Consider the following 26,966-nt stretch of genomic DNA (forward strand, 5'->3'; position numbering starts at 1 on the left):
CACGCCTTCCCGGGGTTCGTGCTCAATGAGCGGAAACGGAATCCAGCCCGGTCGATTTCACTTCCGCCTGCACGTCGGGCGACGCGAGATAGTCAAGGAGCGCCTTCGCTTCCTTCGGATGTTGCGCGCCGACGGGAACGCCGGCGGCGAAGCGCGTGACGGACTGCAGCGATTCGGGGATCTTGCCGACGAAGGTCGCGCCCTTCACGGGCAGCAGTTCGCTCACCTGCTGGAAGCCGATCTCGTAGTCGCCGTTCGCGACCACGGACGCGACGGGAATCCGCGGGACCATCTTCGCCTTCGATTTCACCTGATCCTCGATGCCGAGCTTCCTGAACAGCTCGCGCTCGATATAGACGCCGCTCGCGCTGTCCGAATAGGCGATCGATTTCGCATGCAGCAGAACCTGCTTGAGGCCGTCGGCGGTGCTGATGTCGGGTTTTGCCGCGCCGTCGCGCACGACCATGCCGATGCGCGAATCGGCCAGCTCGACGCGCGAGCCGGCGATCACCTTGCCTTGCCGGATCAGATCGTCGAGCGCGTAGCCGACCATGATCACGGCGTCGGCCGGCTCGCCGCGCGCGAGCCGGTTCGGGATCGCTTCGGGTGACTTGCCCATCGACGGGCCGAGCGCGGTGTCGAGCGTGTTGCCGGTGCGTGACGCGAACTGCGGGCCGAGCTGCTTGTAGGCGGCGGTGAAGCCGCCCGAACTCATCACGTGCAGCTCGGTGGCCTGCACGTTCGCGGCGACGGCGGAGGTGGCGACGAGTGCGGTCGCGCCCAGTTTCAGGAGCAGGTTTTTCATGGTCGTGGTCGTAGTCTGGGTCGTGCGGAGTCGGGGCAGGTTGTTCTGCATGAGGCTTCAGTGCGCCGGCGTCAGCGTCACCGGCTGGCGGCGATAGAGCGCGAAGGTCGCCAGCAGCGCGCACACCGCGGCGAGGCTCATCCAGTAGCCCGGTGCGGCCTTGTCGCCGGTCAGGTGAATGAGTGCGGTCGAGATCGCGGGCGTGAAGCCGCCGAACACCGCCGTCGCCAGGCTGTAGGCGAGCGAGAAGCCTGCGACGCGCACCTCCGCCGGCATCACTTCCGTCAGCGCGACGACCATCGCGCCGTTATAGATCCCGTACATGAACGACAGCCACAGGAGCACGAGCAGCATGTGGACGAACGACGGCGCGTGAGCGAGCAGCGACAGCGCCGGATACGCGGTCGCGATCGCGAGCAGCGTCATGCCGACGAGCAGCGGCCGGCGGCCGATGCGATCGGACAGCGCGCCGCCGATCGGCAGCCACACGAAGTTCGACACGCCGACGCACAGCGTCACGAGCAGGCTGTCGGCGGTGCTCAGGTGCAGGACCGTCTTGCCGAAGGTCGGCGCGTAGACCGTGATCAGGTAGAAGCTCGTGGTGGTCATCGCGACCAGCATCATGCCGGCGACCACGACGCCCCAGTTCCGCACCAGCGTAACGAAGGCTTCCTTCATGCCCGGACGATGCCGGCGCGCGTTGAATTCCTGCGTTTCCTCGAGGTTGCGACGCAGCATGAAGATGAACGGCACGATCATGCAACCGACGAAGAACGGCACGCGCCATCCCCACGCGGCGATGGCCGACGCGCTCAGCCAGTGATTGAGCGCGAAGCCGAGGCCGGCCGCGACGACGATCGCGACCTGCTGGCTGGCGGACTGCCAGCTCGTGAAGAAGCCCTTGCGGCCGGGCGTGGCCATTTCGGCGAGATAGACGGACACGCCGCCGAGTTCGGCGCCCGCCGAGAAGCCTTGCAGCAGCCGCCCGATCAGCACGAGCGCGGGCGCGAGCAGGCCGATCGTCGCGTAGCCCGGCACGAACGCGATCAGGATGGTGCCGCTCGCCATGATGGCCAGCGTGACGATGAGGCCCTTGCGACGGCCGACGTCGTCGATGTACGCGCCCAGCACGATCGCACCCAGCGGCCGCATCAGGAAGCCGGCGCCGAAGACCGCGAACGTCATCATCAGCGAAGCGAACTCGCTCGCGGCGGGAAAGAACACGGCCGCGATCTGCGTTGCGTAGAAGCCGAACAGGAAGAAGTCGAACTGCTCGAGGAAGTTGCCGGCCGTCACGCGGAATACCGCGGCGGCCTTCGAGCGTCCGGTCGAAAGGGTGGGCGAGGGGTGCATCTGGGTGTCTCCAGGGAATCGGGGAAGTACGCGGGGAGCGGTTGATTGTCGTTTCGGCAATGGTCGCCCGGAGACGGGGAAACGATAAGTGCGAATTTTGGAAGGATTGATGTTGTTTGGTTATCAATGGGCTGGGCTCCGGCAGAAGGATTCCGTGGGGCGCGCACGGGCTGAATGGCGGCGTCAGCAAGGAAATGCCCGATCACCCATGCCGCGCTGCGACTGTCTCGCGTAGAGCAGGCGACAGGCGACGCCGGCCGTGCCGCCGACGATCGTCGCGCGACGAGAAATATCGCACCGAGACCGATATGGCTCGTGTCCAGACGGACATGCTCGATGCGGGTGCGTGGAACAAATGCCCCGCTCGGCTCATTGTTGCGATTCCGCGCAATTCCTTTCCCCTCCCCTTGCTTGAAGTCGACGCAATCCAATTTTGAGAAAGGGCTTGGCCGAACCGCTGTAGAGTTTTTCCGCTCGTATCGCAGGATGCCGCAAGGGCATCGCATACATCTCTTTGTGACAAACAGGAGGACGCGTGAAAGACCAGCACGGACAGGACATGATCCGCTTGGGCGATGCCACGGATCACGGCGGCGAAGTCATCGAGGCGGCCGGCGATTTGAAGCATATGGGGATTGCCGTTGCGCTGGAAGGCCACGCGGTGAGGTGCCACCGATGCGGCGGCGTGTTTCCACTACTGGCAAGTGGTTCGCGCACACATCGCGGCCGGCGTGTCGGCTATCACGGTGACAAGACCGGTTGCGGTGCGACCGTCATCGGTCAGCGAACAACAGGAGCGGAGTAAATGGCAAAGTTTACTCAGGCTCGCACGCTGTCACTCGCCGGCGCAGCGCTGCCGACCTATGGGATGGATGCGTTGCCGGTCTTCGTTCCAGTGCGGTTGCAAGGCACCGAAACCATCGGCCGTCTCGATGCATGCCGCTATCTCGTCACGTTGCGAACCGACGACGCCTATGCGGTCTCCCCCAGTCGCACGGCCGATCTCGATCTGGACAAGATAGTCGGCACGGAAGTAACGGTGTCGATCCAGCTCGAAGGCAAAGGGCGGTTCATTTCGGGGCTGGCCGGCGCCGCCGGACTTGGCAACATCGGCGCAGGCACGCGCGAGATCACCGGGCTGGTCGAAGCGGCCCGGATCGCCGGTCAGGATCGCGACTCGATTCTGTACGAACTGGAACTACGCCCGTGGCTCTATCGAGCAACGCTGACGCAGGATTGCCGCCTGTTCCAGGATATGACCGTCGTTGAAATCACCGACGCGGTGCTTTCGAAATACCCCTATCCCGTCGATAAGCGCTTGGGCGCATTCCGGGGCGTCTATCCGACACGCGATGTGCAGCGACAGGCGTTTGAATCGGACTGGGCATTTCTGCAACGCCTCTGGGAAGAATGGGGAATCTGGTGGTGGTTCGAGCACGACGGCGGCCATCATCGTCTGGTTCTGTGCGACACGATGGGTGGCCATCATCCGCACGGTGCGGCGTACGAGACGCTGCGCTATCTGCCGCCCGATGGTCAGCATATCGACGAGGAACACATTCACACGCTGTCCGTGACCAGCCGCCTGACGCCCGGACGCGTGACCGTGACGGATTACGACTACACGCGCCCGCGCGCCGATCTGGCGACCACGGTGGAAAACCCTCGCCCGACCGCAAGCGCCGACGGCGAGCTATACGGTTGGGGCGATTACAGTCAGCCGCTCGCGGGCGCGCAAGGGCTCACGGGCCAGCCGAACGATACGGCTCGTGAATCGCACCACTTCGCAAACGTTCAACTTGAGGCGCAGCGTTGCACGGGGCGGCGCGCGAACGGGAAAGGGAATCTGCGTGGCCTGACGATCGGATACACCTTTACGTTGACCGGCTATCCGCAGCAGGCGGCGAATCGTGAATACCTCGTTGTATCGTGCGTGCTCGACATTGAGGAAGTCGTGGGGCGGACCGGCGGCGCGCAGACGTATCGCGTCGATGCGCAGTTCGAACTGTTGCCGACGAACGAACCGTTCCGACTGGTACGCAGCGTCCGCAAGCCCGTCCTGAGCGGGCCTGAGAAAGCAACGGTCGTCGGCCCCGCCGGGCAGGAAATCTGGACCGACCAATACGGTCGCGTGAAGGTGCAGTTCGAATGGGATCGGCAGGGCCGGCACGACGAGCATTCGGGTATCTGGCTGCGCGTGCTGTCGCCGTGGCAAGGCGTGGACATGGGCACGACGTTCCTGCCGCGTATCGGCCATGAAGTGGCCGTGTCGCATTACTACGGCGACCCGGATTTGCCGGTGATTATCGGCAGTGCCGTCAACGCGTTCCGCCAGCCCGTGCTGGACCTGCCGCACAATCATGCGCTGTCGGTGCTGCGCGGCAAGGAATTCCACGGCACTGCATCCGGCCATCTCGCGATCGACGATACGCGGGAACAAATCCAGACGCAGATTGCGAGCGATGCCGGTACGTCGCAACTCAGTCTCGGCAACATCCGGCGCATTACGCGAAAAAAGGGACGTGCCGATGCGCGCGGCAAAGGCTTCGACCTTCGCACCGACGATTGGGGCGTGGTGCGAGCGTTGAAGGGTTTGCTTGTGTCGACGGACGGTCAACCGGGCGGTCCTGGCCACGCGAAGGACGCCAAAGAGGCCGTCGGCCGGCTGACGCAGGCGCGCGAACTGCAGGAAAGCCTGACGAATTTGGCGCAACAGCACGACGCACAACAACGTGATGCGGACCAGAGCGACGTCACCCGTGCGATCAAGGCGCGTAACGATGCGATTCGGGGAACACCGTCCGGCGGCGCGGATGACTTCCCGGAGCTGACGGAACCGGACATTGTGATGGCCGGGCCGGCGGGGATCAGTTTCGCGGCCGAGCGTAGCGCCCATATCGCGAGCGGAGAGGATGTGGCGGTCACGAGCGGCCGGCATGTCGGGATCGCCGTGGGGCGTTCGCTGTTCGCGAGCGTGTCGAATGCGTTCTCTCTGTTCGTGCACAAGGCGGGCATGGCGCTCGTCGCCGCAGCGGGGAAAGTGCGCATCGAGGCGCGGACCGATGGTATCGACGTAACCGCCAAGAAGGCAATCCGGATCACGAGCACGGCCGACAGTATCCACCTGCATGCGGCAGAGGAAATCGTGCTGCACGCCGGCAGTACGGAGGTTCGCATCAGCGATCAGGGTTACGTGGTGCGGACGGCCGGCGAGCACACGGTCTATGCAGGCAGTCATCAAACGTTCGGCCCGGAGTCGGTCGCGAAGCCGTTTCCGGGGATGCCCGGTGCGGATTTCGAAGAGTTCTACACCCTCCGGGATCGAGCGGGCAAGGCGCTGCCCGACTGCGCTTATCAATTGACGCATCCGGATGGTCGTGTGGTCGAGGGGCGCACCAATGCGCAGGGACATACCGTGACGGCCTATGCGGAATCGACTGCGCCCGTGCATTGCGAGGCGCTGCCCGATGACGCGGCGGATTTTGTGCGGGCGCGGTATTGGGACGACGAAGCGGAATACAAGCTGGATTTTGCGCGCATCAGTGAAACGGGAGCGAGCCAATCATGACAAATACAACCCCTCCGCCCCGCAAGCAAGCGCCGAACGTGCCGAAACTCGGCAAGGGTAGCCAGACGAAGCGGCCGGACGCAGCCGGCACGGTGTTGCCCGTCGAGAACCCGATGGACCTTTGGTATCTGTGCCAGAAAGCGGGCTTCGCGGAACGGTTCCCGATGCGCGATGCACGGGGGCGTGCGCTGTGCCAGCGGCAGGTGTCGCGCTGGGTGCACTACGACAGCAAGGGAAGCCGCTGGCAATGGCCGTATTGGGGTGAGGTCGGCTTCGACATGCTGCCTGCCGGTGGGCGGCCGCCCGAGGCCATCATGAGCTGCAGCGAGCCGTTCCGGCCGTCAACCATGCCGCTATCGCGCTACGAGATCATCCGGCGGCGCGTGGCGTTCCAGGCGGGCATCGATGCGGGCACGTTGCCGTGGGTGCAGATCGGTTTGGCGGAGCCGCTGGTGACGACTGCGTATCTGGAGGACAACCTGTCGCCTGACGAGGTACGCGAAGCATATCGGCTGGTGCGCTCCGCCGATACGGGGTGGGACTGGACGGCGATGGATCGGCCGAAGATACCGGGGTTGCTTCGCATTCCTGACGTAATTCGTTTGCATGACTACAAGGGGCGCACGGGATCAGCCCGGTTTGCTGCCGACAACATTGCTTACCTGATCGAAATCAAGTTCGAGGGGGACGCGTTGACGCCGGAGCAGACGCGAGATTACTACAAGATTGTGAACAACAATCGGAATAAATTTCGGCTACTGGAAACGAAGGTCTGCAAGACGCCGCGCCGACGGCGAGAATGGCTGGATAAGGCGCGTAAGTCGGAGCCGGTGTTTCGCACGGTCGAGGGCGGTGTGACCTCGCCGGAGCGGCTCAAAGAGTTTCATGCGCAATTGCCTCAGTCGGCCATGCTGTTGCAAGACATGGAGGCCGAGCAGCAGGCGGTGCGGCGGGTATTCGGGAACGGTGCCCGCCGGATTGATGACCATCGATATCTGGCGGAGTTGCACAGCTACGATTCGCAGGGGGCCGCACGCGAGGAGGCGGAGCGGCGACGCTTGCGGGAACAACTGACGCTGATTCTCGGTGCGCCGCTGGCGGGCGCGGCGGCCGGCGCGGCGCTTGCGGGAGCCGGTGCGCTTGCCGGCGCTGCGGGTGAACTGGGCGGTGCGGTGGAATTGGTTGGACACGGAGCGCAGACACTGGCGCGTTTCCCGATCGGGAAGGTTGCCGTGACGGCGGCGGCAGCCAATGCCGCGATCTATAACGCAGCGGCACAGACGCCGCCAACAAGCGACAACATGGCCCCAAGGATGACGCAGGACGCGCTGCGGATGCTGGACATGCTGAGGCACAACCTGACGGTGCGCGTGTTGTATCTGTCGGATTAAGAGGAGAGGAAACATGGAATTCTTTGAGGAATGGGACGCGGCGAAGTGGCACTTCACTTACGGGTCTGAGGACGATCCGGACAAGGTCGTGTTGCAGGGTGGGCTGGTGATCGTGTTCTACCTGCTGAAGTCGTATGCGCAAGCGAACCGGTCGGAGCTGGCCGGGGTGATGCGGCGGCTAGAAGAAATCATGGGGCGGCGGTTGCATTGGGGCTATTGGGAGCATCCGCGCAAGAGGGGCAAATACACGCCCGAGCGCTTTTCGGCATTTGCGGAATCAGTGCGCACGCAACCACCTACCCATGTTGTCCAATTCACGTGGTCGTCGGGGCAGGGTTATGACTTCGTCGGCGATTGGGGGATGCGAGGATTTTCGCAGATGAGCCTGAAGGAAGAGGCGTGGAAAGACCTTTCTTACCTCCAAATCTATTTGCCCGTCGAAGTGCTGCGCGGCGACGGCCGGGCGGCCTTCGAGAAGCTACTGGCGGAATTGGCGATGCGGCTGCCCGTGTTACATGGTCACGCCGGACTGGGCTTTCAGCAATGCGACGAGTTCCACCGTTATGAGAATCTCGAATTTGAGCAAGCCGAGCAGTTTCTAGGGTTTGACGTCGGTGATCCACTGGCCCACGACGAACTGCGTGAAGGCATCAAGAGCGTGAACTGGTACACGATCCTGCACCGAAGCTGGCTAGAGAAACTGGGCGGCCGGGAAGCGCTGGAACGGGCAGTCCAAGACGAGGCGGCGAACGGACTATCGCTGATCGATTACGCAAACGGCGTGATGGTGAAGGCGGGCGAATGGCCGTCGCTGGGTTGGACGGAGCGCGATCCGCAGCCGGCCGCCTATGTGGCCGCGAACCGGCTCTTGAAGCCAATACGCGTGCCCGAATTGCGTTGCTTGCATATGGGCTCGATCGTGGGTGAAGTTCGATTCGACGAGATGTCGTCGAACGAGTGGCTGCGCCGGTTCGACGCACCGGGTATCTGGCCGCCGCGCCCGGTTGAGCCGATTGCATTCCCGTCTGGGCCAGTGATGGATGAACCCGCCATTTCCCCGCCCCCGCAGGCACCGCAGCCGTCGGGTGGAAGGGTGCTGCGAGCCTATCCGGGCCAGCCGTGCCCGCGTGACGGAGATTGGTTTAGCCCGTTCCTGAAGCGCACGGAGCGGCTGAAGGAAGGCGAACCGATGCCAGGGCCAGAAACAACCCGGCAAGGGGCGGTGAGGTGGTATCTGCGCGAGGCGGACGGCTGATCGTGTAGATCGGCAATCTGCCCAAAAAAAGCCCCGCATCCGCGGGGCCCGTCGGCTAAACCACCGCCAAACCAAATCGTGACCGGTCAATGATGCCCGCGCGTGCGCGGATCGTTCAATTCCTCGGTCGGATCGGTCAGCCCGAGCTCGTCGCCCGCGCTCCAGTACGGCGCGCTGCCGTAGTACTCGTGCAGCGGCTCGGCCCATTGCGGGTCGGCCATCGCCGGCCAGTGGTCCTTGTCGAAGCCGGGGGCGTTCTTGATCCGCTCGGACGATACCGACAGCAGGAAACACTTGCGTTCGGTATCGAGCGTGAGCGCGCTCCATGGGATCGCGAGCAGTTTGTCGCCGATGCCGAGCAGGCCGCCGCTCGACAGCACGGCGTACGCGATGCGGCCCGAGCGCACGTCGAGCATGATGTCCTTGATCTTGCCGACGTCGTCGCCATCGGTCGTATAGACCTTGTCGCCTTCAAGCGTGTCGGCTGCCATCACGTCGGGGCCGGGGCCCGCTGCCGTCGCGGCGCCCTTGCCGATGATGCGGGTCCGTCCTTGATCGGGAGTCTGCATGGTTGTCCTCCAGGCTGCATGGAGCGCGACCGTGCCCGGGATGGGCCCTGCGGGTCGCGCGGGTGGTCGGGGCGGGGCGAGGATCGCCCCGTCACGTCCGCTTCGGTTGCGATACGCCCTCGAGCGTGTTCGCGACGTCGTCGCGCGCGGGGCCGGCCGTGCGCGTCGCGATGTCCGCGAGCGACAGCATGCCGACGAGGCGCTTGTCGTGATCGACGACGGGCAGGCGGCGCAGTTGCGCGTCGGCCATGTAGTGCTGGATCTCGTCCAGCAAATCGTCCTCGAAACACCATTCGATCGGAGCCGACGCGACTTCGTGGATCCGCGTTTCCGGCGACTTGCCGGCCGAGATCGCGCGCACAGCGAGGTCGCGGTCCGTGACCATGCCGATCAGCCGGTTGTTGTCGCACACGGGCAGCGCGCCGATGTCGTAGCGCTCCATCAGTTGCGCTGCATGACGGATCGAGTCGGTGGGCGCGATGTGCACGACGTCCTGCGACATGATTTCGTTGACGCGATGCATGAAATCCTCCTTGCGGGTTGAAGCGGGGCCGTCCGGTTCAGCAAGCGGCGTGCCGTTCGGCACGGGGTGTCTGTCGAGCGCGACGTCATTCGTCGCGGCGCCTGGCCGGGTCCTGCCACGGGCCGTCGTCGTGCGTGCCCGGGGGCGTGTCGGGCTCGATGCGCGTGACGCCGCCGGTGGCGGGCGGATCGCTTGCGGGGAACGTGTCCTCGAGCTGCTTGTCGATATGACGCTCCGAGTGGCGCGTCTTCGTCTGGTCCTGCTGCTTCAGCGGCGATGACGGGTCGGGATGCCGTTCGTGCGCCGGCGCGTCGCGGCCGGACCGGGTCGAATCCTTCATGGCAAGCCTCCGTGTCGGTGACGATGACGCGCTGATCACGCAACGGCCATGCCCGCTGCGTTCAGGCGGCACGCGACTTGCCGCTGCGGCGGGTGACACGACAACGCGCGGCGCAGCGCGCCGCACACACACGCAGATCAAGCGGGAGGCACGATGACGATTCCAAAACGGCGACCTGGGGTGCGCTACGAAGTCAACGTATGCGGCGGCGGGTTCGACTCGGTGAAGAGCCATTTCAGCGCATGGAAACAGGAGCCGCTGATCTACCGGCCCGATCGTCGGATGTTCGAAGGCAAAGCCGATGTGCGGCCGCTCGATGAGACGTTCGGCTCGACCGAGCCGGCGCGGTTCGCGCTGCAGCGCGCGTGCGAGCCGGCCGATCCGTATGCGCTCGCCGCGCGCGTGCGCGACGACGACCACGAGCTGTGGCTCGTGATGGCCGCGTACGAAGCGTAGCGCGATGCCCTTGAAAGAATTGCAGCGCGCGGTGTAGCGAAGGCACGGCGCACCGCGCTTCGGCATGTGCGCCAGCGCGTGACGGCGCCGTACACGGACGGCACGCACCTTGCGGCCCATGTGTTCGGTAGATCATCGAGCGGCGCAGGCGCGCCGCGTAACTGATCCGATCCCGTGAGGACACCGCAACGATCGCATGCCCATGAACCCGCACCGCACCCAGTCGCTACACCGGCCCGAGCCGCCGGTGCCCGACGTCAACCCGGACCCCGAGCCGCCCGCGCCGGACGATTTGCCGCCCGGCACGCCGGAACCGTATCACGACCCGGAGGGCGACCCGCCGGAGCAGCCGCCGCCGGAACGCGAGCCGCCGACGCGGGAACCGCCGATCCACGTGCCGCCGACGGGCATTCCGCCAGTGGCGTTCACCCGATCCACGGAGGGCCCACGATGAGCATCAGCGTGAAACCCGGCATGTTGCGCGATGTGGCCGAAACGCTCGGCCGCCATTTCGAGGCGCGCGCGATGCCGTTCCACGTCGAGGAGCAGCCGGCCGGCGCACTGCATTTCGGCTTTCGCGTCGACGGCCATCCGGCGTCGCTGACCGTCACCTTCGACGCTGACGCGTTCGCGGCGCTCGAACAGGCCGATGTCGAGCGGCAACGCGGCGCATTGACGCGCGTCGCGGCCGAGTTCGACACGATGATGGCGCGCCGCGCACCGACCGCGTATGCGGGCGATTTCCATTTCAACCGGCTCTGAGCCGTGCCGCCACGGCCGGCGCAGGTGCCGCCGATTCCACGGAGGATTCCGATGAAACTGATCCAGACGATACGCGTGGGCACCTGTGCGTTCGCCGCCGTGTGCGCGCTGGGCGCATGCACGCAACCGCAGGCCACCTACGGCACGCGCGGCGCGCCGCCGGCGCCGCCCGACGGCCATGGCGCGTCGCCGACCACGACGATGCCGGACGCGAATACGCGCTACGACACGCGTCCGTCGCCGCACAACACGATGCCTCCGGGCGCGACCGGCGGCGAAGCGGCCGACGTGCCGCCGCCGGGACCGAACGGCGTGCAGAGTGGCCAGCAGATGCCAGGCACGCCGCCGCCGACGCTGTACTGACGGGACGCAGCGCGCGCATCACGCGCCGCGCGGCGTGACGCGCGCGCAGGAGCACGATGGTGAGCCCGCACGAATAGTTCGCCTGCGCGACGGCGATGCGCCGCAGCACCGGGCGCCCGCGTGCGGCCCTGCGCGAATTCCGTGCCTCCTAACTTCCCGCCGCTTGTAAAAAAGCGGTTCCGACGGCGCGACGCGACGGGGTACGAACCCGCGAGAACCGCGCCGGACGGCGATTTGCCCCGCTGGCATGGAAGCTGCGTGGATTCCGACACACGAATTGCGCACACCCATCAGGAGGGCAATGATGTCAGTCACGCTTGCGCTCCAGATGCGACAGCATCTGGCACTCACGCCGAGGCTTCAGCAGTCGCTTCGCCTGCTGCAGTTGTCTTCGCTCGAATTCCAGCAGGAATTGCGGCAGGCGCTCGACTCGAATCCATTTCTCGAAGATGGCCAGGGCGACGACGAAGCCGCCGCCGACGCGCCCGAACACCCGGCCGAAGCCGCGGCGCCGGAGCCCGCGCCCGAGCGCGAGGAGGTGCGTCCGCCGGACGGCGAGGTGTCGTACACGGCCGCGCCGGCGCCGCGCGGCACGGGCCGCCAGGCCGACGACGCGGGCGACCTGTCGCCCGGCGAATGGATGGCGGCGGAGCCGTCGCTGCACCAGCAGCTGCACGACGCGCTGCGGCTCTATCCGCTGAACCGGCGCGACCGCGAGGCCGCGCGCATCGTGATCGACGCGCTCGACGAAGACGGCTACCTGCGTCAGGAGCTGGCCGAGCTGCTCGTCGCGGCCGATCCGGCGCTGCTGCTGTCGGAACAGGATCTCGCGGTCGCGCTGCGGCTCGTGCAGATGCTCGATCGCCCGGGCATCGCGGCGCGCTCGCTGTCCGAATGCCTGGTGCTGCAGCTCGACGCGATTCCGGCCGGCACGCCGGCGCTCGCGGAAGCGAAGGCGATCGCGCGCGAGCATCTCGAACGGCTCGGGCGGCGCGAGACGGCGGAGATCCAGCGGCGCGTCGGCTGCAGCCAGCCGACGATGCATGCCGCGTGCGCGCTGGTACGCGGGCTCGATCCGCGCCCGGGCAACCACTACGGGAGCACGCGCGGTGACTACGTGGTGCCCGACGTGATCGTGCGCCAGGTGCGCGACGAATGGATCGTGACGATCAACCCGGCGGTGCTGCCGCGTGCGCGGCTGCACGAACGCTATGCGACGCTGTTCGCGCAGTCGAGCGGCGAGCGCGATTCGCCGCTCGGCCAGCAACTGCAGGAAGCGCGCTGGCTGATCCGCAACGTGCAGAAGCGCTTCGACACGATCCAGCGCGTCGGCGAATGCATCGTCGCGCGGCAGCGCGATTTCTTCCGCTACGGCGAGATCGCGATGAAGCCGCTCGTGCTGCGCGACATCGCGGAAGAGCTCGACCTGCACGAGTCGACCGTGTCGCGCGCGACGGGCAACAAGTACATGGCCACGCCGCATGGCACGTTCGAGTTCAAGCATTTCTTCCCGCGCAAGCTCGAGGCGGCAGGCAAGGGCGTGTGTTCGGCAGCGGCCGCGAAGGTGCTGATCCGCGACATGATCGCGGCCGAGTGCCACACCGAGCCGCTGTCCGACGTCGCGCTCGCGCAGAACCTCGCGGGCCGCGGCATCCTTCTTGCGCGTCGTACGGTGACCAAGTATCGCCAGGCGATGAAGATTCCGCCGGCCGAACTGCGCCGGCGCGACGCCGCATGACGATACCGTCCGAACCGCGCGCGGCCCGCATGCCGCGGCCGTCGCGCGCGCCACCGAGAGGAGGAACGTCATGCCAGCCAAGTCCCAGGCACAGCAGCGCGCCGCGGGGGCCGCCCTGTCGGCCAAACGCGGTGAAACCAAAATGAAGGATCTGAAGCCGCCTTCGAAGTCGATGGCCAAATCGATGACCGAGAAGGCGCTCGAGAAAATGGCTTCGACGCCGACCCACGGCAAACCCAAGCACAAGCACGATGCTTGATCGGCGTCGACGCGCGTCGACAATCGCCGTTCTCCAGGACTCGGGAGGAATTCATGCTTCGATATGCCATCATCTTCTTCGTCATCGCGATCATCGCCGCCGTGTTCGGCTTCGGCGGCATCGCGGCGGGCGCGGCCGAGATCGCGAAGATTCTGTTCTACATCTTCGTCGTGATCTTCCTGGTCACGCTGCTGCTGGGCGTCGTGCGACGATGACGGTCACGCCCGACCGTTCGCAGCGCATCGCGGAACTCGAAAATGCGCTCGCGAACGGATTTCCGTCGCAGTCGACCCTCGTCGTGCATGCGGACGACGCATCGGGTCGGCTGACGATTCAGGTGTCGTGGGTGCGTGTGCCAGCCGACGAAAGCGCGCGTCAATGGCGCTGCGTGGTCGACCTGCACTTCGATCCGGACGTGCTCACACGCTATGCATCGCTCGGCGCGGCCGATCGGCTGCGCGTGCGCACCCTGCTGTGCGACCTCGCACGGCGCGCGGTGGACGAACAGAAGCCGCGCGTCGAGGACGCCGAGATCGAATGCAGCGTCGCGCTCGACGTGACGCGCGCCGAACTCGATCGCGCGTTGCGCGCGCCCTGACGCAGCCGCCGCCGCCTGCAGCGACATCGCGGCCGGTCCGTCGCGGGTTGCACTGCGCGGCTCGTCCGTTTCCCGCGACGGCCCCGCGTGCGCCGCAATTCGGTCGCGCCCGCCGTCGCCCTTTATCGAACCGATACGAGGACGCGCGCATGACGAATCCCCCTCCATCCGGCACTCCGCCGCCCAGCCTGCAGCCGCCCGACAGCCCGAAGTCGCGCCAGCTCGACGAGAATCGCGTGCGGCCCGACGGCGAGGCGCCGCGCACCAACCGGGGCTTGCGCATCGCCGGCAACCAGAACACGCTGCGCGCCGGTGCGCGCGGCCCGTCGCTGCTCGAAGACTTCATCGTGCGCGAGAAGGTCACGCACTTCGATCGCGAGCGGATTGCTGAACGGATCCTTGAGCGGATTGCCGAACGGGTCGGGCACGCGGCCGATCCCGACGCGGTGCTCCGCACGTGCCCGGACGACATAGGCCGACGTCGCGTGCGGACTCGTGAACGGCAGGCGGCGGAGCGACCCGCGTAATGCCGCACGGGCGCCCGCCAGGCCGGGCGGCGCGCACGCAGCAAAGGAGGACAGGCATGGCACCGCGGATGATATGGAAAGGCGCGATCAGCTTCGGGCTCGTTCACGTGCCCGTGCAGCTGTTCCCGGCGACGCGTACCGTGAAGCCGTCGTTCCGGCTGCTCGACAAGCGCTCGATGGATCCGGTCGGCTACCGGCAGATCAACAAGCGCACCGGCAAGGAGGTCACGCGCGAGGACATCGTGCGCGGCTACGAGTACGAGAAGGAGCGCTACGTCGTGCTGACCGACGAGGAAATCCGCGCGGCGAATCCCGAGTCGACGCAGACCGTCGACATCCTGACCTTCGTCGACGAGGACGCGGTGTCGTTCCTGTATCTCGACACGCCGTACTACCTCGTGCCGGACCGCAAGGGCGAGAAGGTCTATGCGCTGCTGCGCGACGCGCTGAAGGACAGCGGCAAGATCGGCATCGCGCTCGTCGTGATGCGCGACCGCCAGCATCTCGGCGCGCTGATTCCGGTCGGGCCGCTGCTTGCGCTCGACACGCTGCGCTGGCAGGAAGAGTTGCGGCCGCTCGACGAGCTGTCGGTGCCCGCCGACGATGCGAAGCGCGCGGGCGTCACCGCGCGCGAACTCGGGATGGCGAAGAAGCTGATCGACGACATGTCGGGCAAATGGGCGCCCGACGAGTATCACGACACGTTTCGCGACGACATCCTCGAGCTGGTCGAGCGCAAGGTGCGTGCGGGCAAGATCGAGGAAATCGAGGAGCGTCCGCCGCAGACGGGGCGCGCGGCGGCCAACGTGGTCGACCTGACCGAGCTGCTGAAGCGCAGCCTGAAGGGGGGCGGCGGCGCGCATGCGGCGGACCTGCGCGATGCGGACGACGAGAGCGATGTGGACGCGGACGCTTCGTCTTCACCGTCGCGCGGCGGCGGGCGCCGCAAGCCGGCTGCGAAGGGGGCGTCGAAGGCGGCGTCGAAGGGCGCGACCACGAAGGCCGCGGCGAAACGGCCGGCCGCGAAACGCGCTGCGACGGGAGCGCATGCGGAGAAGAAAACCGCTGCGCGCCGCAAGCACGCCGCATGATGCCGCCCGACATGAGGTGACGCGATGGCCGGCAAGCTCGATCCGTATCGCCGCAAACGCCACTTCGGTGCGACGCCGGAGCCCGAAGGCACGCATGGACGCCGGCGTGCGAAGGCCAGCGCGAAGGCCAACGCGAAGGCCAACGCGAAGGCCAACGCGAAGGCCAGCGCAAAGGCCAGCGCAAAGCCCGACGCAAAGCCCGACGCAAAGCCCGACGCAAAGCCCGACGCAAAGCCCGACGCAAAGCCCGATGCGCGGCCGGCTTCGCGCTCCCGTCATCCGCTGCGCTTCGTGATCCAGGAGCATCATGCGCGGCGCCTACATTATGACTTCCGGCTCGAACTCGACGGCACGCTGAAGTCGTGGGCCGTGCCGAAGGGGCCGAGCTTCGATCCGTCGGTGAAACGCCTCGCCGTGCATGTCGAGGATCATCCGCTCGAATATGCATCGTTCGAAGGCGAGATTCCGGCCGGGCATTACGGTGCGGGGTCGGTCATCGTGTGGGACGAAGGCACGTGGACGCCCGACGGCGGCCTCGCGCAGGCGCGCGACGGCTACCGCGCGGGCAAGCTGACGTTCCGGCTCGATGGCGAAAAGCTGCACGGCGGCTGGGCGCTCGTGCGCAGCGGGCGCCAGCAGGGGCGGCAGGAGCAGTGGCTGCTGATCAAGGAGCGCGACGACGACGCGCGCGGCGCGGATGGATTCGACGTCGTCGGCGAGCGGCCGGGGAGCGTGCATGATGGTGCGGCGTCGGCGCAGGCGTCGGCGGCGGCGGCGCGGGCGGACTCCAGCGGCGGTTCGACGCGTGCGCGCCGTTCGCAGCGTGGCCGGGGCGACAAGACCGGCGAACGCGACAAACGCGGCAACCGCGCCGCACGCCACGACGACCACGCCCGCTTGCCCGCCGATCCTTCCGTTATCGAAGGCGCTCTGCGCGCACCGCTGCCCGAACGCGTCGCACCGCAGCTCGCGACGCTGGTCGACGGTCCGCCGACGCAGGGCGACTGGCGCTACGAACTGAAGTTCGACGGCTACCGAATCCTCGCGTGCATTTCGGGGAAGGGCACGCGCCGGCACGTGAAGCTGATGACGCGCGAAGGCCGCGACTGGACGGCGAAACTGCGCGCGCAACGCGACGCGCTCGCGGCGCTCGACGTCGACGACGCCTGGCTCGACGGCGAGGCCGTCGTGCTCGGCGGGAACGGTCTTCCCGATTTCCAGGCGCTGCAGAATGCGCTCGGCGCGGGGCATTCGGACGCGGTCACATTGTTCGTGTTCGACTTGCCCTGTCTCGACGGTTACGACCTGCGCGACGCGCCGCTCACCGCGCGCCGCGCGTTGCTCGAACCGCTGCTCGCCGACAGCGATCCCGCGCGGCTGCGCTTTTCGCCCGATCTCGGCGACGACGTGGCATCGCTGATCGCGAGCGCGTGCGATACCGGCCTCGAAGGGCTGATCGGCAAGCGTGCGGACGCGCGCTATCGGGCCGGCCGCTCGCCCGCCTGGATCAAGCTCAAGTGCCGGCGCCGGCAGGAGTTCGTGATCGGCGGCTATACCGAGCCGTCCGGCAGCCGGCACGGCTTCGGCGCGCTGCTGCTCGGCGTGCACGAACCGGCGCCGGACGGCAGGCGGCGGCGCGGGCCGATGCCGCTGCGCTATGTCGGCCGCGTTGGCACCGGCTTCGACGCGCGAATGCTCGACCGGCTCGCGGCGATCCTGCGCAAGCACAAGCGCGACACGACGCCGTTCGATCCACCGCCGCGCGAACGCACGCGCACGCGCGTGCACTGGATCGAGCCGACGCTCGTCGCCGAATGCGAATTCGCGGAATGGACCGGCGACGGTATCGTGCGCCAGGCCGCGTTCATCGCGTTGCGCGAGGACAAGCCGGCGGTGCAGATCGTACGCGAAGTATCGAAGCATACGGAAACGGAGGTGGCGATGGACCCGCGTCAAATCGCGCATGACAACGAACGCAAGCACGCGTCGCACGCCGATCGCGATTCGGGCGACCGCAAGCACCCTGCGCGTTCACGCGCATCCCTCCGCGCTGCGGCCGACGATACCCGCTCCGACCAGCTCGGCCGCGTGCGCATGACGCATCCCGATCGCGTGCTCGATCCGCATAGCGGCACGCGCAAGATCGATCTCGCGCATTACTGGAAATGGGTGGCGCCGTGGCTGCTGCCGGACCTGAAGGGCCGGCCTGTGTCGCTCGTGCGCGCGCCCGGCGACATCGCGGGCGAGCTGTTCTTCCAGAAGCACGCGGAGCGCCGCGAGATCCCGTTCGTCACGCAGCACGAGGGGCTCGATCCGGGCCATGGCTCGCTGCTGTCGCTCGACAGCGTCGACGCGCTGCTCGGCGCCGCGCAGATGGGCACGATCGAACTGCATACATGGAACGCGCACGCGTCGAACATCGAGCGGCCGGATCGCATCGTGTTCGACCTCGATCCCGATCCGGCGCTGCCGTGGCGCGCGATGATCGAGGCCGCGCAGCTCGTGCGCGGGCTGCTCGATGAATTGGGTCTCGCGTCGTTCTGCAAGACGAGCGGCGGCAAGGGGCTGCACGTCGTCGTGCCGATCACGCGGCACATGGGATGGGACGACGTTAAGGATTTTTCGCGCGCGGTCGCGCAGCACGTCGCGGGCGCGCTGCCCGATCGCTTCACCGCGACGATGGGTCCGAAGCACCGGCGCGGCAAGATCTTCATCGACTACCTGCGCAACGGCCGCGGCGCGAGCACGATCGCCGCGTATTCGGCGCGCGCGCGGCCCGGGATGGGCGTGTCGGTGCCGCTGCGCTGGGACGAGGTGCCCGACACGACGGGCGGCGCGCAATGGACGATCGACACGCTGCACGCACGCCTCGACCGGCTCAAGCGCGATCCCTGGGAAGGCTATGACGATACGCGCCAGCGGATCACCGCGCAGATGCGCGCGCGGCTCGGTACGTCGTGACGCAGTCAGCGCCGGTGCTGCAGCCGGTAATACCAGTCCATCAGCGGCGTCGCGGATATGCCGTGCGCGATCACGGATGCCGACACGACGGCGAGCACCGGTGCCGCGAGCGGCCGCACCGCGCTGGACGGCCCATGTTCAAGCGCGAACAGCAGGTAGTAGAACGAGCCGATCCCGCGTATCCCGAACCAGGCCATCAGCCGCCGCTGTGCATGCGTCGCGCGCGAGCCGGTGAGCGTCAGCAGCACCGCGAGCGGCCGCACGGCGACGAACAGTGCGACGGCCAGCCCAACCGCGCCCCACGTGACGAGCGGCGCCGACAGCGTGCCGAGCACGCTGCCGATCATCGTCATCACGAGCGCTTCCGCGATCCGTTCGAGCTCGATCGTGAAATCGAGCACCGATTCGGCCATGAACGCGTGGACTTTTTCCGGATGTTTCTCGGTGGCGACCACGTCTTCCGAATCGATCCGGCCGATCACTTCGCGCGGCCGGCGGTCGCCGCTCGCGCGATGCTCGACGCGGCGCATCGCGACGCCCGCGGCGAACGTCGCGATGAAGCCGAACGCATGCGCGAGTTGCGCGGCGCCGAACGACAGCACAATCAGCGCGAGCGCGAAGAAGCTTTCGAAGCCGAGCGCCTGCGCATAGCGGGTGCGCAGCCAGCCGATCGCCTTGGTGGTGGCCGCGCCGAGCACGCCGCCGATCACGGCCGCGCCCGCGATGCCCCACAGCGCGGCGAGCGCGAACGAGCCCGACAGCGCGGGCCGCGCGTGCGGCGTGTCGGGCGCGCCGCACAGCGCGAGGCCGGCGAGTGCGAACGGCAGCGCGATCCCGTCGTTCATCCCGCCTTCGCCGGACAGCGCGAAGCGCACCAGGTCGCGATCGCCCGGATCGTGCACCTGCACGTCGTGCGCGAGCACCGGGTCGGTCGGCGCGAGGATTGCCGCGAGCAGCAGCGCGGGGCCCCAGCCGAGCCCGAGCGTCAGCACCGCGCAGCCGGCGAGCAGCGGCACCGTGGCGATCATTGCGAGCAGGCCGAGCCGGCACGGCACGAGCCACAGTGTGTCGGACAGCGGCACGCGCAGCCGCAGCCCGATCGCGAACAGCGACACCAGCAGCGCGACCTCGACGATCTCGCGCAGCAGTTGCGCGTCGCGCTCGATGTCGAGCTGCAGGAGCCCGGCGCCGGACGGGCCGAGCGCGACGCCGAGCGCGAGATAGATCATCGCGGCGCTGCACGGCAGACGACGCAGCGCCGACGTCGCGATGCCCATACCCATCAGCACCGCGCCGACGATCAGATACCACTGCGTTTCATGCATGCGGGCGAGCGGAGCAGGTCGATAGGGAGCAGGCGCGTGGCGTCACGGCTTGCGGCCGAACGCCTCGCGCAGTTTGCGCTTCGCGCGTTCGAGCGTCGCGCGGCGTGTTTTCGGCAGATTGCGGCCCGCGCGGTTCACGTAGAAGTTCAGCATCGACATCGCCGACTGAAACGGCGACGCCTTGCGGCGGCGGCTGTGTTCGGCCGAACGCTTGAGAGACGCCGCGATCTTGCCCGGATCGTCGGACTTGAAGATTTCGGGCTCGAGGTCGAGCGCATCGCTTTTCTGCATGACGCCGGCGGACCAGCGCTTGCGGTGATGCGGGTCGTTGCTGCGCGCACGGCCCGCGCGGCGGGTCGCGCGTTTGCCGTGCGGATGGGAAGCTGAAGGCATGGCAGGACTCCGTACGGAATCGGGATGGATGACTGGTCGTGGGCGTCGCAAGCCGCGTGCCGCGCATCGTTGACGGCACGGGCCTTGCTGAATCGTATGCGCAGGCATTTCCACGACAGCGGTTCCATCGAGGGAGAACATTTCATGAACGCAGCATCCGAATCGAAATCTGCCGCGTGCCGCATCGTCGCGTGCGCGGCCGTCGCGCTAGTCGCCGCCGCACCGGCCGCGTGGGCACAGAATTCGCAGCGCCCGGGCGAGGGCACCGGCGCGCCGATCCTGTCGCCGCCCGATACGTCGGCACAGGACACCGGCGGCGCCATGTCGAATGGCAATACGGCCACGCCGCCGCCGGCAACTCGCATGCAGGAGCCGCGCGGCACACGTTCGCACGGCCGCCCGCACGTGCCCGCCAAGCCGGGCGGCCCGAGCGGTGCCGGTACCGGCAGCAGCGGCAGCACGGGCGGCGCCAACGGCGGCGGTAGCGCGGGGGCGGGCGCGACCGGGATGGGCAGCGCCGGCACGGGCGGCATGGGCGCGGGCCAGGGCGGCACCGGCACGGGCGGCACCGGCAGCGCGGGCTCCAGCGGTTACTGACGATCACGGCGCCGCGCCGGCCCGGCCGGCGCGGCGCGATGGCGGACGCGGGCCGGGGGCCGGCATGCCGCCACCACGCAGGAGGACATCATGCAATCGAATGACCGGACCTCGTTCGACCCGAGCGACCTGGACAGCGATGTCGATACCGACGAACTCGACACGACCGTTCATCTCGACGTCGAGACCGGCAGGATCATGTTTCAGGCGGCGTGGGCGCTCCCGCCCGATGCGCCGCCCGATACCGCGCGGCACTCGGTCGTGCTCGCGCTCGACTGCGACACGATGGAGCGCTACGCGGACCTCGACGAAGGCGCGCGCATGCGCGTGCACGCGATGCTGCACGAGAGCGTGCAGGCCACGCTCGACGCGCTGCCGGACGTGACCGACGACTTGACGCTGACGGTCGAATTGACCGACGCGATGCTCGACGCGGCGCGTCACCTGCAGTGAGCGCGGCGGGGCGGCCCGGGCGCACCTCGTACGAAGGCCGCTGGCGATCCCGCTGAATGCGGACGCGTTACACATTCCGTTGAAATCTTTGCAGATGCCGCGCGGCGCGATGTGACGCGGCCGGCGCACGCCGCGAGGCGGCACGCCCGCGCACCGTCGATCGCCGATTGCGGGTCGCGCCCCACCGAAACGGGGTCGTACTGCCCGAATCCGCAGGGGCGCGGCACGCCGCTTGCTGCGCCACGGACACGGCACGACGGGTGCCGCAACACGACAGGGAGCGTTCCATGACCGGCAAGCTGGACCAATGCAAGGTAGCGATACTCGCGCTCGACGGTTTCGAGGAAGCCGAACTGGTCGAACCGCAGCGCGCGCTGATGGCCGAAGGCGCGCAGGTCGACGTGATTTCGCAGAAGCGCGGCGAGATCCAGGGGCTCAGGCACGTCGACAAGGGCGAGCGCGTGAAGGTCGACCGCACGTTCGACGATGCGCGCGAAGGCGACTACGACGCGGTCGTGCTGCCGGGCGGCGTCGTCAACGGCGACACGATCCGGATGCTGCCGGCCGCGCGCGAATTCGTGACCGCGGCCGTCGGCGCGGGCAAGCCCATCGCGGCGATCTGTCACGGCGGCTGGCTGCTCGTGTCTTCCGGGCTGGTGGACGGCCGCACGATGACGAGCTGGCCGAGCCTGCGGGACGACATTCGCAACGCGGGTGGCAAGTGGGTCGACCAGGAGGTCGTGCGCGACGGCAACCTGATCACGAGCCGCATGCCCGACGACCTGCCCGCATTCAACGGCGCGCTGGTGCAGTGCCTCGCGTCGCACGGAGCGTGAGCGATGCCGGCCGATTCCGTTCACCACGTGACGCTGACCGATGCGCCGCCCGAGTTCGACGGCGCGACGCTGCAGATGCGCTTCGTCGTCGACGTCGACGGAAAGCCGCTGACGTGCGCGATCACGGTGGAAGCACTCGAGGATCATTTCGGTGCGCGCTCCGCGCTGGAAGACGACTTGCGCGACGCGTTCGAGCGCGGCCGCGCGCGCATCGAGGCAGCGTGCAAGGACGTGCTCGCCGATGGCAAGGGCGGTGTGGAACTGCACAGTGGCTATTTCCGTGCGCGCGACAACGCGGCGGGCAATACCGCGCGGGCCGGGCTGGCCCGCTCGCGGAAGTCGTGAGCCGCGCAAAGTGGCTCGAGCACGGGTTCCGCGTCATGCTCCTGTTGGCGCGCCATTACATGCCGTTGAAAACTTTGCAGCGGCTCCCGAGCGGCCTGGAGTGACAGATCGCGCCGCGCGCCGGCTGCTCCTGGAGTTTCGTTTTCCCACATACTGGCACGCTCCCTGCATGTATTCCCGATTGCGGCGCACGATTCGCGCCCGCGCCATCGCGATGCGGCCACCGCATCGCGCCAAGAGCCAATAGGGAGACAACATGCTGACCGCCCATGAATTTGCCGCGCTGTTCCTGGTACTCCGCGCGCCGGAACAGATCCAGGCCGACCGCGAAGACATCGTCTCGCTGATGGAGCAACACCTGATCGAGATACATTCAGACGAATCGGGCGCGCGCCGGCTCGCCCTGACGCCGAACGGGCTGTCGATCGTGCAGTGCATGCAGCGGCAGGTCGGGCGTGGATTCAGCAGCGCCGACGCGTGAGGTCGCCCGGCGTCGCTTGGCGTCGCTCAGCGCGCGATCGCGACCGACGCGTTGACCTGCACGACCGGCGTATCGCCGTCGAACGGCGGCGCCTGCAGGAAGCAGTCGATCACGTCGGGCTCGAACAGCAGGCAGAAGGTCGAGCCGCCGTACTGGAAATAGCCGATCTCGTCCCCTTTGTCGACGCGCTGGCCCGGCACGACCTCGATCACGCACGACGACACGTCACCCATCCCGACGAACACGGCTGCCACCGTGCCGATTCCCGGATCGTCGCTCTCGATCGCGACCACCGCGCGCGCGGCCACGGCCGTCATGTAGCCCTGCGAATCGTTGAGCCCGGCCGGGTCCGGGCCTTCCGCTTCCGCGACCGAATAGTAGGTGCCGTCGACCCGGTAGGCGTGCGTGACGGTGCCGCGCACCGGCGCGTGCCAGCGGTGATAGTTGTATGCGCTGAGATACGCTTGGTACAGGTCGCCGCCGACGAAGCGTTCGGCGAGCGGCAGCCGCGTGGGCGTGAAGATGTCGCGCAGCGAGTACGGCTGGCCCTTGATCCAGAACGTGTCGCGCAGCTTCACGTTCGATTCGGCGTGATACGGCGCGGCCTCGCATGCGCTGACGATCACGTGCGAATCGTCCGGCGCCGCGATCGGCCGCGCGCCCGCGCGAAAGCGGCGCGTGAAGAAGTCGTTCCACGAGTCGAAGCCCCAGTGCGGTTGGTTCTCGCGATACTGGAACTGCGACAGCCCGAGGCGCTTGCACGCTTCGTCGCAGAACCAGCCGTCGGGCGCCGACGTGTCGAGATGCGTGCACGAATGCGGGCCGCCGAGGAAGTCGCACCACACGTTCAGCACGTCCTTCAGGTGCGCGTTGACCGCCGCGTCGCGAAACACCGCGTGGCCCGACGGCATGCACATCGGCCAGTCGAGGAACGCGTTCAACGGGCACACGATCAGGCTCGTTTCGCTGAACGGCGGCGTATAGGTCATCAGGTGATCGATCACCGTCATCAACTCGCCGATCGATGCGTAGCCGAGCGTGCGGCCCGATTCGAGCGCCTCGTCGATTGCGCGGGTGAGGCTCATGCGCAGCACCGCGTCGTCGTCGAACAGCCGCGCGAGCGCCTGCACGGCCGGCGTGCGCAGCCGTTCGCCGGCATGCGCGCGCGCCTGGTTCGCAATTTTTTCGCGGTACGCGGCCATATGCGATTCCTCGCGGGCCATCCATTCGCCGAGGCGATGGCGCATCGCGGGCGGTGCGCTGTGGTCTGTCGGCATGGTCGCCTCCGGCAACGGTTGCGGTACGAACGCGGGAAGCAAGACGCTTGCCCGGCGCGCGGCACCGAAATTGCGGCGTTCGGGCGACCGGCTTCGATCAATCACACAGGAGAGGATCCATGAACGCAGCTTCGAATGCGCGACAGACCAAGGATGCGGCTTCGACCGGCGAGCGCCGTGGCGGCGAGCAGCGGACCGTGGCGCCGACACGCACGCGGGCGCGGGTACGTGCCGCGACGTCGCGTGACGGTGGGCGGCACAACGAACGCGGCGGGGGGAAGATCACGACGGGCCGCGGGGAAGGGGCGGCCGAGCCGCATTGGGAGGACGACGGCGGCGCGATGCCGCCGGAAGAGTGGTCGTGACGTCGCGCGCTTACTGCGCTTTCTGTTGTCCCGCTGGCCGCTCCGGCCGCTCCGGCCGATAGCGATCGACGACTGGAAGATCGGTCGATTCATCGCGAAAGGCCGAAGACACTGCGACCACGATGGCGGGCCGGACGCCGGCTTGTTGCAGGACAGGCAATTCCGCGGCGAGAACGTTGCCGAGTTGCCTTTGGTTCTGCCCTTTCGAGCAGAGCACGCTGTCAGCCTGCTGGTCCGGCATTTCCACGATTTCCTTGACCGCCCACCGACCCTGCGCGCCAGCTTCCAACGTTTCCATATTTCGAGTATTATCGAAAAATGGAAACGAACCAGACCATCGCCGCCCTGTCGGCCCTCGCGCACGAGTCGCGCCTCGCCGTCTTCCGTGCGCTCGTTCAGGCCGGCCCGTCGGGCTTGCCGGCCGGGCAAATCGCGACGCTGCTCGACGTGCCGCCGTCGTCGCTGTCGTTTCATCTGAAGGAACTGGCCCATGCGCAGCTCGTCACGAGCCGCCAGGAAGGCCGCTTCGTGTTCTATTGCGCGAACTTCGCGACGATGAACGGGCTCATCGACTACCTCACCGAGAACTGCTGCGGCGGCAATCCGTGCTCGCCGGCCTCCGTCTGTTCGACCTCCTGCTCCGACCCCGCGTAAGCACGCATTCACGCACCCGCCGATGACCACCAACGTCCTGATCCTCTGTACCCACAACTCCGCGCGCAGCGTGCTCGCGGAGGGGATGCTCAACCACTGGGCCGCGAAGCTCGGCCGCGACGTGCGCGCCTACAGCGCCGGCAGCGCACCGAGCGGCCGGCTCAATCCGTTCGCGCTGGAGGCGCTCACGCGTGCCGGCGTCGACGTCGCCGGATACCGCAGCAAGAGCTGGGACGAATTCGTCGGCGACCACGCGCCGGAAATGCGCATCGTCATCACGGTATGCGACAGCGCAGCCGCGGAGACGTGCCCGTACTGGCCCGGCAGTCCGGTGAAAGCCCATTGGGGCTACGCCGATCCGTCGAACGCGCCGGGCGGCGATGCGGGCAAGCAGCTCGCGTTCGAACTGACGCGCGAGGCGCTCGGCTACCGGATGCTGCAGCTGCTCGCGCTGCCGCTCGAGCGCATGAGCCACGCCGAACTCCAGGCGGGATTGACCGCCATTTCGCGAAACTGAGCGGTCGCATCGCGGCATATGTAAGCCGGCGTGCCGCGTGCCTTCTCCAGCTCCAGCCCGACTCCTCCTGTCCGATGAACACGTCCAACGTCATTCCGCCTCGCCACGCCGTCGTCAAGCCCGCGATCAACTTCTTCGAACGCTACCTGACGGTCTGGGTCGCGCTGTGCATCGTCGCCGGCATCGCGCTCGGCCAGCTGCTGCCCGGCCTGTTCCAGCGGATCGGCCGCATCGAGTACGCGCAGGTCAACCTGCCGGTCGGGCTGCTGATCTGGGTGATGATCGTGCCGATGCTCGTGAAGGTCGATTTCGGCGCGCTGCATGAAGTGCGCCAGCATGTGAAGGGCATCGGCGTCACGCTCGTCGTGAACTGGCTCGTCAAGCCGTTCTCGATGGCCTTGCTCGGCTGGCTGTTCATCCGGCAGCTGTTCGCGCCGATGTTGCCGGCGGACCAGCTCGACAGCTATATCGCCGGCCTGATCCTGCTGGCCGCCGCACCGTGCACGGCGATGGTGTTCGTGTGGAGCCGGCTCACGGGCGGCGATCCGCTGTTCACGCTGTCGCAGGTCGCGCTGAACGACAGCATCATGGTGATCGCGTTCGCGCCGCTGGTCGGGCTGCTGCTCGGGATGTCCGCGATTAGCGTGCCGTGGGCGACGCTGCTCACGTCGGTGCTGCTCTACATCGTGATTCCGGTGATCCTCGCGCAGATCTGGCGCAAGCGGCTGCTGCGCAACGGACAGGCCGCGTTCGATGCCGCGATGGCGAAGATCGGCCCGTGGTCGATTGCCGCGCTGCTCGCCACGCTCGTGCTGCTGTTCGCGTTCCAGGGCGAAGCGATCCTGAAGCAGCCGCTGGTGATCGCATTGCTCGCGGTGCCGATCCTGATCCAGGTGTTCTTCAATGCGGCGCTCGCATACTGGCTCAACCGCGCGGTGGGCGAGAAGCACAACGTCGCGTGCCCGTCCGCGCTGATCGGCGCATCCAATTTCTTCGAGCTCGCCGTCGCGGCCGCGATCAGCCTGTTCGGTTTTCACTCCGGTGCGGCGCTGGCGACCGTCGTCGGCGTGCTGATCGAAGTGCCGGTCATGCTGCTGGTGGTGCGCATCGTGAACCGGTCGAAGGGCTGGTACGAGCGCGCCTGAGCCAACCACGTAAATCCCG

The 26,966-nt window shown here is 67.4% G+C and carries 32 protein-coding genes and 1 pseudogene; 24 read left to right on the top strand and 9 right to left on the bottom strand.

Translation table 11 applies throughout. The annotated features are described in order from the left end of the window. Positions 1–22: 22 nt before the first annotated feature. Together AC1Z3W_RS16200 and tcuC are read right to left on the bottom strand one after the other, a co-directional pair. Positions 23–805 carry a substrate-binding domain-containing protein gene (locus AC1Z3W_RS16200; RefSeq protein ID WP_057930082.1) on the bottom strand — a complete coding sequence of 261 codons (783 nt, stop codon included), beginning with the start codon at positions 803–805 and terminating at the stop codon, positions 23–25. A 57-nt stretch (positions 806–862) separates the two neighbouring features. After that, positions 863–2,158, bottom strand: a complete 1,296-nt coding sequence (tcuC, locus tag AC1Z3W_RS16205; protein ID WP_483507983.1) for a tricarballylate/proton symporter TcuC — start codon at positions 2,156–2,158, stop codon at positions 863–865. A gap of 559 nt (positions 2,159–2,717) precedes the next feature. Here tcuC and AC1Z3W_RS16210 point away from each other — a divergent pair. The 4 genes from AC1Z3W_RS16210 (at position 2,718) to AC1Z3W_RS16225 (ending at position 8,372) form a co-directional block, all read left to right on the top strand. Beyond that, a complete protein-coding gene (locus tag AC1Z3W_RS16210; RefSeq protein ID WP_057930087.1) occupies positions 2,718–2,963 on the top strand; it encodes a PAAR domain-containing protein in 246 nt (81 codons plus the stop codon). 63 nt (positions 2,964–3,026) lie between these two features. Next, positions 3,027–5,726: a type VI secretion system Vgr family protein gene (locus AC1Z3W_RS16215; protein WP_483507984.1), complete on the top strand. Its 2,700-nt coding sequence runs from the start codon at positions 3,027–3,029 to the stop codon at positions 5,724–5,726. Beyond that, entirely contained in the window at positions 5,723–7,117 is a 1,395-nt protein-coding gene (locus AC1Z3W_RS16220; RefSeq protein ID WP_175825229.1) for a VRR-NUC domain-containing protein, read from the top strand. The genes AC1Z3W_RS16215 and AC1Z3W_RS16220 overlap by 4 nt, the downstream gene beginning before the upstream one ends. Positions 7,118–7,130: 13 nt before the next feature. Next, positions 7,131–8,372 (top strand): type VI immunity family protein, encoded by a 1,242-nt coding sequence (locus AC1Z3W_RS16225; RefSeq protein WP_483507985.1) that lies wholly within the window; start codon positions 7,131–7,133, stop codon positions 8,370–8,372. Positions 8,373–8,458: 86 nt separating this feature from the next. Here AC1Z3W_RS16225 and AC1Z3W_RS16230 read toward each other — a convergent pair whose 3' ends face one another. The 3 genes from AC1Z3W_RS16230 to AC1Z3W_RS16240 all read right to left on the bottom strand — a co-directional run bounded on the left by AC1Z3W_RS16230 (position 8,459) and on the right by AC1Z3W_RS16240 (position 9,804). Continuing rightward, on the bottom strand, positions 8,459–8,941 hold the full coding sequence (locus AC1Z3W_RS16230; protein WP_124833405.1) for a PRC-barrel domain-containing protein: 483 nt from the start codon (positions 8,939–8,941) through the stop codon (positions 8,459–8,461). Positions 8,942–9,032: 91 nt separating this feature from the next. Beyond that, positions 9,033–9,464 carry a CBS domain-containing protein gene (locus AC1Z3W_RS16235; protein ID WP_057927071.1) on the bottom strand — a complete coding sequence of 144 codons (432 nt, stop codon included), beginning with the start codon at positions 9,462–9,464 and terminating at the stop codon, positions 9,033–9,035. Between the two features lie 85 nt (positions 9,465–9,549). Beyond that, entirely contained in the window at positions 9,550–9,804 is a 255-nt protein-coding gene (locus tag AC1Z3W_RS16240) for a hypothetical protein (protein ID WP_057927070.1), read from the bottom strand. Between the two features lie 153 nt (positions 9,805–9,957). On the opposite strand from AC1Z3W_RS16240, the gene AC1Z3W_RS16245 reads away from it, so the two are divergent. The 11 genes and pseudogenes from AC1Z3W_RS16245 to ligD all read left to right on the top strand — a co-directional run bounded on the left by AC1Z3W_RS16245 (position 9,958) and on the right by ligD (position 18,559). Further along, complete coding sequence (locus tag AC1Z3W_RS16245) at positions 9,958–10,260, top strand: hypothetical protein (protein ID WP_057927069.1); 303 nt, start codon at positions 9,958–9,960, stop codon at positions 10,258–10,260. Positions 10,261–10,456: 196 nt separating this feature from the next. Next, a complete protein-coding gene (locus AC1Z3W_RS16250; RefSeq protein ID WP_483507986.1) occupies positions 10,457–10,714 on the top strand; it encodes a hypothetical protein in 258 nt (85 codons plus the stop codon). Beyond that, positions 10,711–11,022 (top strand): hypothetical protein, encoded by a 312-nt coding sequence (locus AC1Z3W_RS16255; protein ID WP_124833407.1) that lies wholly within the window; start codon positions 10,711–10,713, stop codon positions 11,020–11,022. The genes AC1Z3W_RS16250 and AC1Z3W_RS16255 overlap by 4 nt, the downstream gene beginning before the upstream one ends. A gap of 51 nt (positions 11,023–11,073) precedes the next feature. Continuing rightward, the gene (locus AC1Z3W_RS16260; protein WP_124833408.1) at positions 11,074–11,385 is read left to right on the top strand and encodes a hypothetical protein; all 312 of its coding nucleotides are present in this window, start codon (positions 11,074–11,076) and stop codon (positions 11,383–11,385) included. Between the two features lie 304 nt (positions 11,386–11,689). Beyond that, positions 11,690–13,123, top strand: a complete 1,434-nt coding sequence (locus AC1Z3W_RS16265; RefSeq protein WP_124833409.1) for an RNA polymerase factor sigma-54 — start codon at positions 11,690–11,692, stop codon at positions 13,121–13,123. A gap of 70 nt (positions 13,124–13,193) precedes the next feature. Continuing rightward, positions 13,194–13,382 (top strand): DUF3008 family protein, encoded by a 189-nt coding sequence (locus AC1Z3W_RS16270; RefSeq protein WP_057927064.1) that lies wholly within the window; start codon positions 13,194–13,196, stop codon positions 13,380–13,382. Positions 13,383–13,435: 53 nt separating this feature from the next. After that, positions 13,436–13,597, top strand: a complete 162-nt coding sequence (locus tag AC1Z3W_RS16275; protein WP_006498332.1) for a DUF1328 family protein — start codon at positions 13,436–13,438, stop codon at positions 13,595–13,597. Further along, on the top strand, positions 13,594–13,980 hold the full coding sequence (locus AC1Z3W_RS16280) for a DUF3022 domain-containing protein (RefSeq protein WP_057927063.1): 387 nt from the start codon (positions 13,594–13,596) through the stop codon (positions 13,978–13,980). The genes AC1Z3W_RS16275 and AC1Z3W_RS16280 overlap by 4 nt, the downstream gene beginning before the upstream one ends. Positions 13,981–14,129: 149 nt before the next feature. Next, a pseudogene (locus tag AC1Z3W_RS16285) lies at positions 14,130–14,381 on the top strand (catalase); the annotation flags it as partial. Positions 14,382–14,563: 182 nt separating this feature from the next. Next, positions 14,564–15,598, top strand: coding sequence for a non-homologous end joining protein Ku (gene ku / locus AC1Z3W_RS16290; protein ID WP_124833413.1), 1,035 nt, complete (start codon positions 14,564–14,566; stop codon positions 15,596–15,598). 24 nt (positions 15,599–15,622) lie between these two features. Further along, a complete protein-coding gene (gene ligD, locus AC1Z3W_RS16295; RefSeq protein ID WP_483507987.1) occupies positions 15,623–18,559 on the top strand; it encodes a DNA ligase D in 2,937 nt (978 codons plus the stop codon). A gap of 5 nt (positions 18,560–18,564) precedes the next feature. On the opposite strand, the gene AC1Z3W_RS16300 is transcribed toward ligD, so the two are convergent. Continuing rightward, positions 18,565–19,884 (bottom strand): cation:proton antiporter, encoded by a 1,320-nt coding sequence (locus AC1Z3W_RS16300; protein WP_057927059.1) that lies wholly within the window; start codon positions 19,882–19,884, stop codon positions 18,565–18,567. A 42-nt stretch (positions 19,885–19,926) separates the two neighbouring features. Then, on the bottom strand, positions 19,927–20,277 hold the full coding sequence (locus tag AC1Z3W_RS16305; RefSeq protein ID WP_057927058.1) for a DUF3175 domain-containing protein: 351 nt from the start codon (positions 20,275–20,277) through the stop codon (positions 19,927–19,929). 144 nt (positions 20,278–20,421) lie between these two features. Here AC1Z3W_RS16305 and AC1Z3W_RS16310 point away from each other — a divergent pair, with 144 nt between their 5' ends. The 5 genes from AC1Z3W_RS16310 to AC1Z3W_RS16330 all read left to right on the top strand — a co-directional run bounded on the left by AC1Z3W_RS16310 (position 20,422) and on the right by AC1Z3W_RS16330 (position 22,989). After that, complete coding sequence (locus AC1Z3W_RS16310; protein WP_124833415.1) at positions 20,422–20,874, top strand: hypothetical protein; 453 nt, start codon at positions 20,422–20,424, stop codon at positions 20,872–20,874. A gap of 90 nt (positions 20,875–20,964) precedes the next feature. Further along, on the top strand, positions 20,965–21,327 hold the full coding sequence (locus AC1Z3W_RS16315) for a DUF3022 domain-containing protein (RefSeq protein WP_057927056.1): 363 nt from the start codon (positions 20,965–20,967) through the stop codon (positions 21,325–21,327). A 287-nt stretch (positions 21,328–21,614) separates the two neighbouring features. Beyond that, positions 21,615–22,163 carry a type 1 glutamine amidotransferase domain-containing protein gene (locus AC1Z3W_RS16320; RefSeq protein ID WP_124833416.1) on the top strand — a complete coding sequence of 183 codons (549 nt, stop codon included), beginning with the start codon at positions 21,615–21,617 and terminating at the stop codon, positions 22,161–22,163. A gap of 3 nt (positions 22,164–22,166) precedes the next feature. Continuing rightward, positions 22,167–22,508 (top strand): DUF1488 family protein, encoded by a 342-nt coding sequence (locus AC1Z3W_RS16325; protein WP_124833417.1) that lies wholly within the window; start codon positions 22,167–22,169, stop codon positions 22,506–22,508. A 256-nt stretch (positions 22,509–22,764) separates the two neighbouring features. Continuing rightward, the gene (locus AC1Z3W_RS16330) at positions 22,765–22,989 is read left to right on the top strand and encodes a hypothetical protein (RefSeq protein WP_124833418.1); all 225 of its coding nucleotides are present in this window, start codon (positions 22,765–22,767) and stop codon (positions 22,987–22,989) included. Between the two features lie 26 nt (positions 22,990–23,015). On the opposite strand, the gene AC1Z3W_RS16335 is transcribed toward AC1Z3W_RS16330, so the two are convergent. Then, positions 23,016–24,266 carry a phosphatidylserine decarboxylase family protein gene (locus tag AC1Z3W_RS16335; RefSeq protein ID WP_175825224.1) on the bottom strand — a complete coding sequence of 417 codons (1,251 nt, stop codon included), beginning with the start codon at positions 24,264–24,266 and terminating at the stop codon, positions 23,016–23,018. A 119-nt stretch (positions 24,267–24,385) separates the two neighbouring features. Between AC1Z3W_RS16335 and AC1Z3W_RS16340 the strand changes: the two genes are divergently transcribed. After that, on the top strand, positions 24,386–24,631 hold the full coding sequence (locus AC1Z3W_RS16340; protein WP_483507989.1) for a hypothetical protein: 246 nt from the start codon (positions 24,386–24,388) through the stop codon (positions 24,629–24,631). Positions 24,632–24,641: 10 nt separating this feature from the next. Here the strand turns inward: AC1Z3W_RS16340 and AC1Z3W_RS16345 are convergent, their stop codons facing one another. Continuing rightward, entirely contained in the window at positions 24,642–24,929 is a 288-nt protein-coding gene (locus AC1Z3W_RS16345; protein WP_483507991.1) for a hypothetical protein, read from the bottom strand. 20 nt (positions 24,930–24,949) lie between these two features. Between AC1Z3W_RS16345 and AC1Z3W_RS16350 the strand changes: the two genes are divergently transcribed. The 3 genes from AC1Z3W_RS16350 to arsB all read left to right on the top strand — a co-directional run bounded on the left by AC1Z3W_RS16350 (position 24,950) and on the right by arsB (position 26,947). Next, the gene (locus tag AC1Z3W_RS16350) at positions 24,950–25,285 is read left to right on the top strand and encodes an ArsR/SmtB family transcription factor (protein ID WP_483507992.1); all 336 of its coding nucleotides are present in this window, start codon (positions 24,950–24,952) and stop codon (positions 25,283–25,285) included. 22 nt (positions 25,286–25,307) lie between these two features. Beyond that, entirely contained in the window at positions 25,308–25,802 is a 495-nt protein-coding gene (locus AC1Z3W_RS16355) for an arsenate reductase ArsC (RefSeq protein ID WP_483507993.1), read from the top strand. 74 nt (positions 25,803–25,876) lie between these two features. After that, on the top strand, positions 25,877–26,947 hold the full coding sequence (gene arsB / locus AC1Z3W_RS16360) for an ACR3 family arsenite efflux transporter (RefSeq protein WP_483507994.1): 1,071 nt from the start codon (positions 25,877–25,879) through the stop codon (positions 26,945–26,947). Positions 26,948–26,966: the final 19 nt, after the last annotated feature.

The organism is Burkholderia sp. 10_S31 (assembly GCF_056930375.1).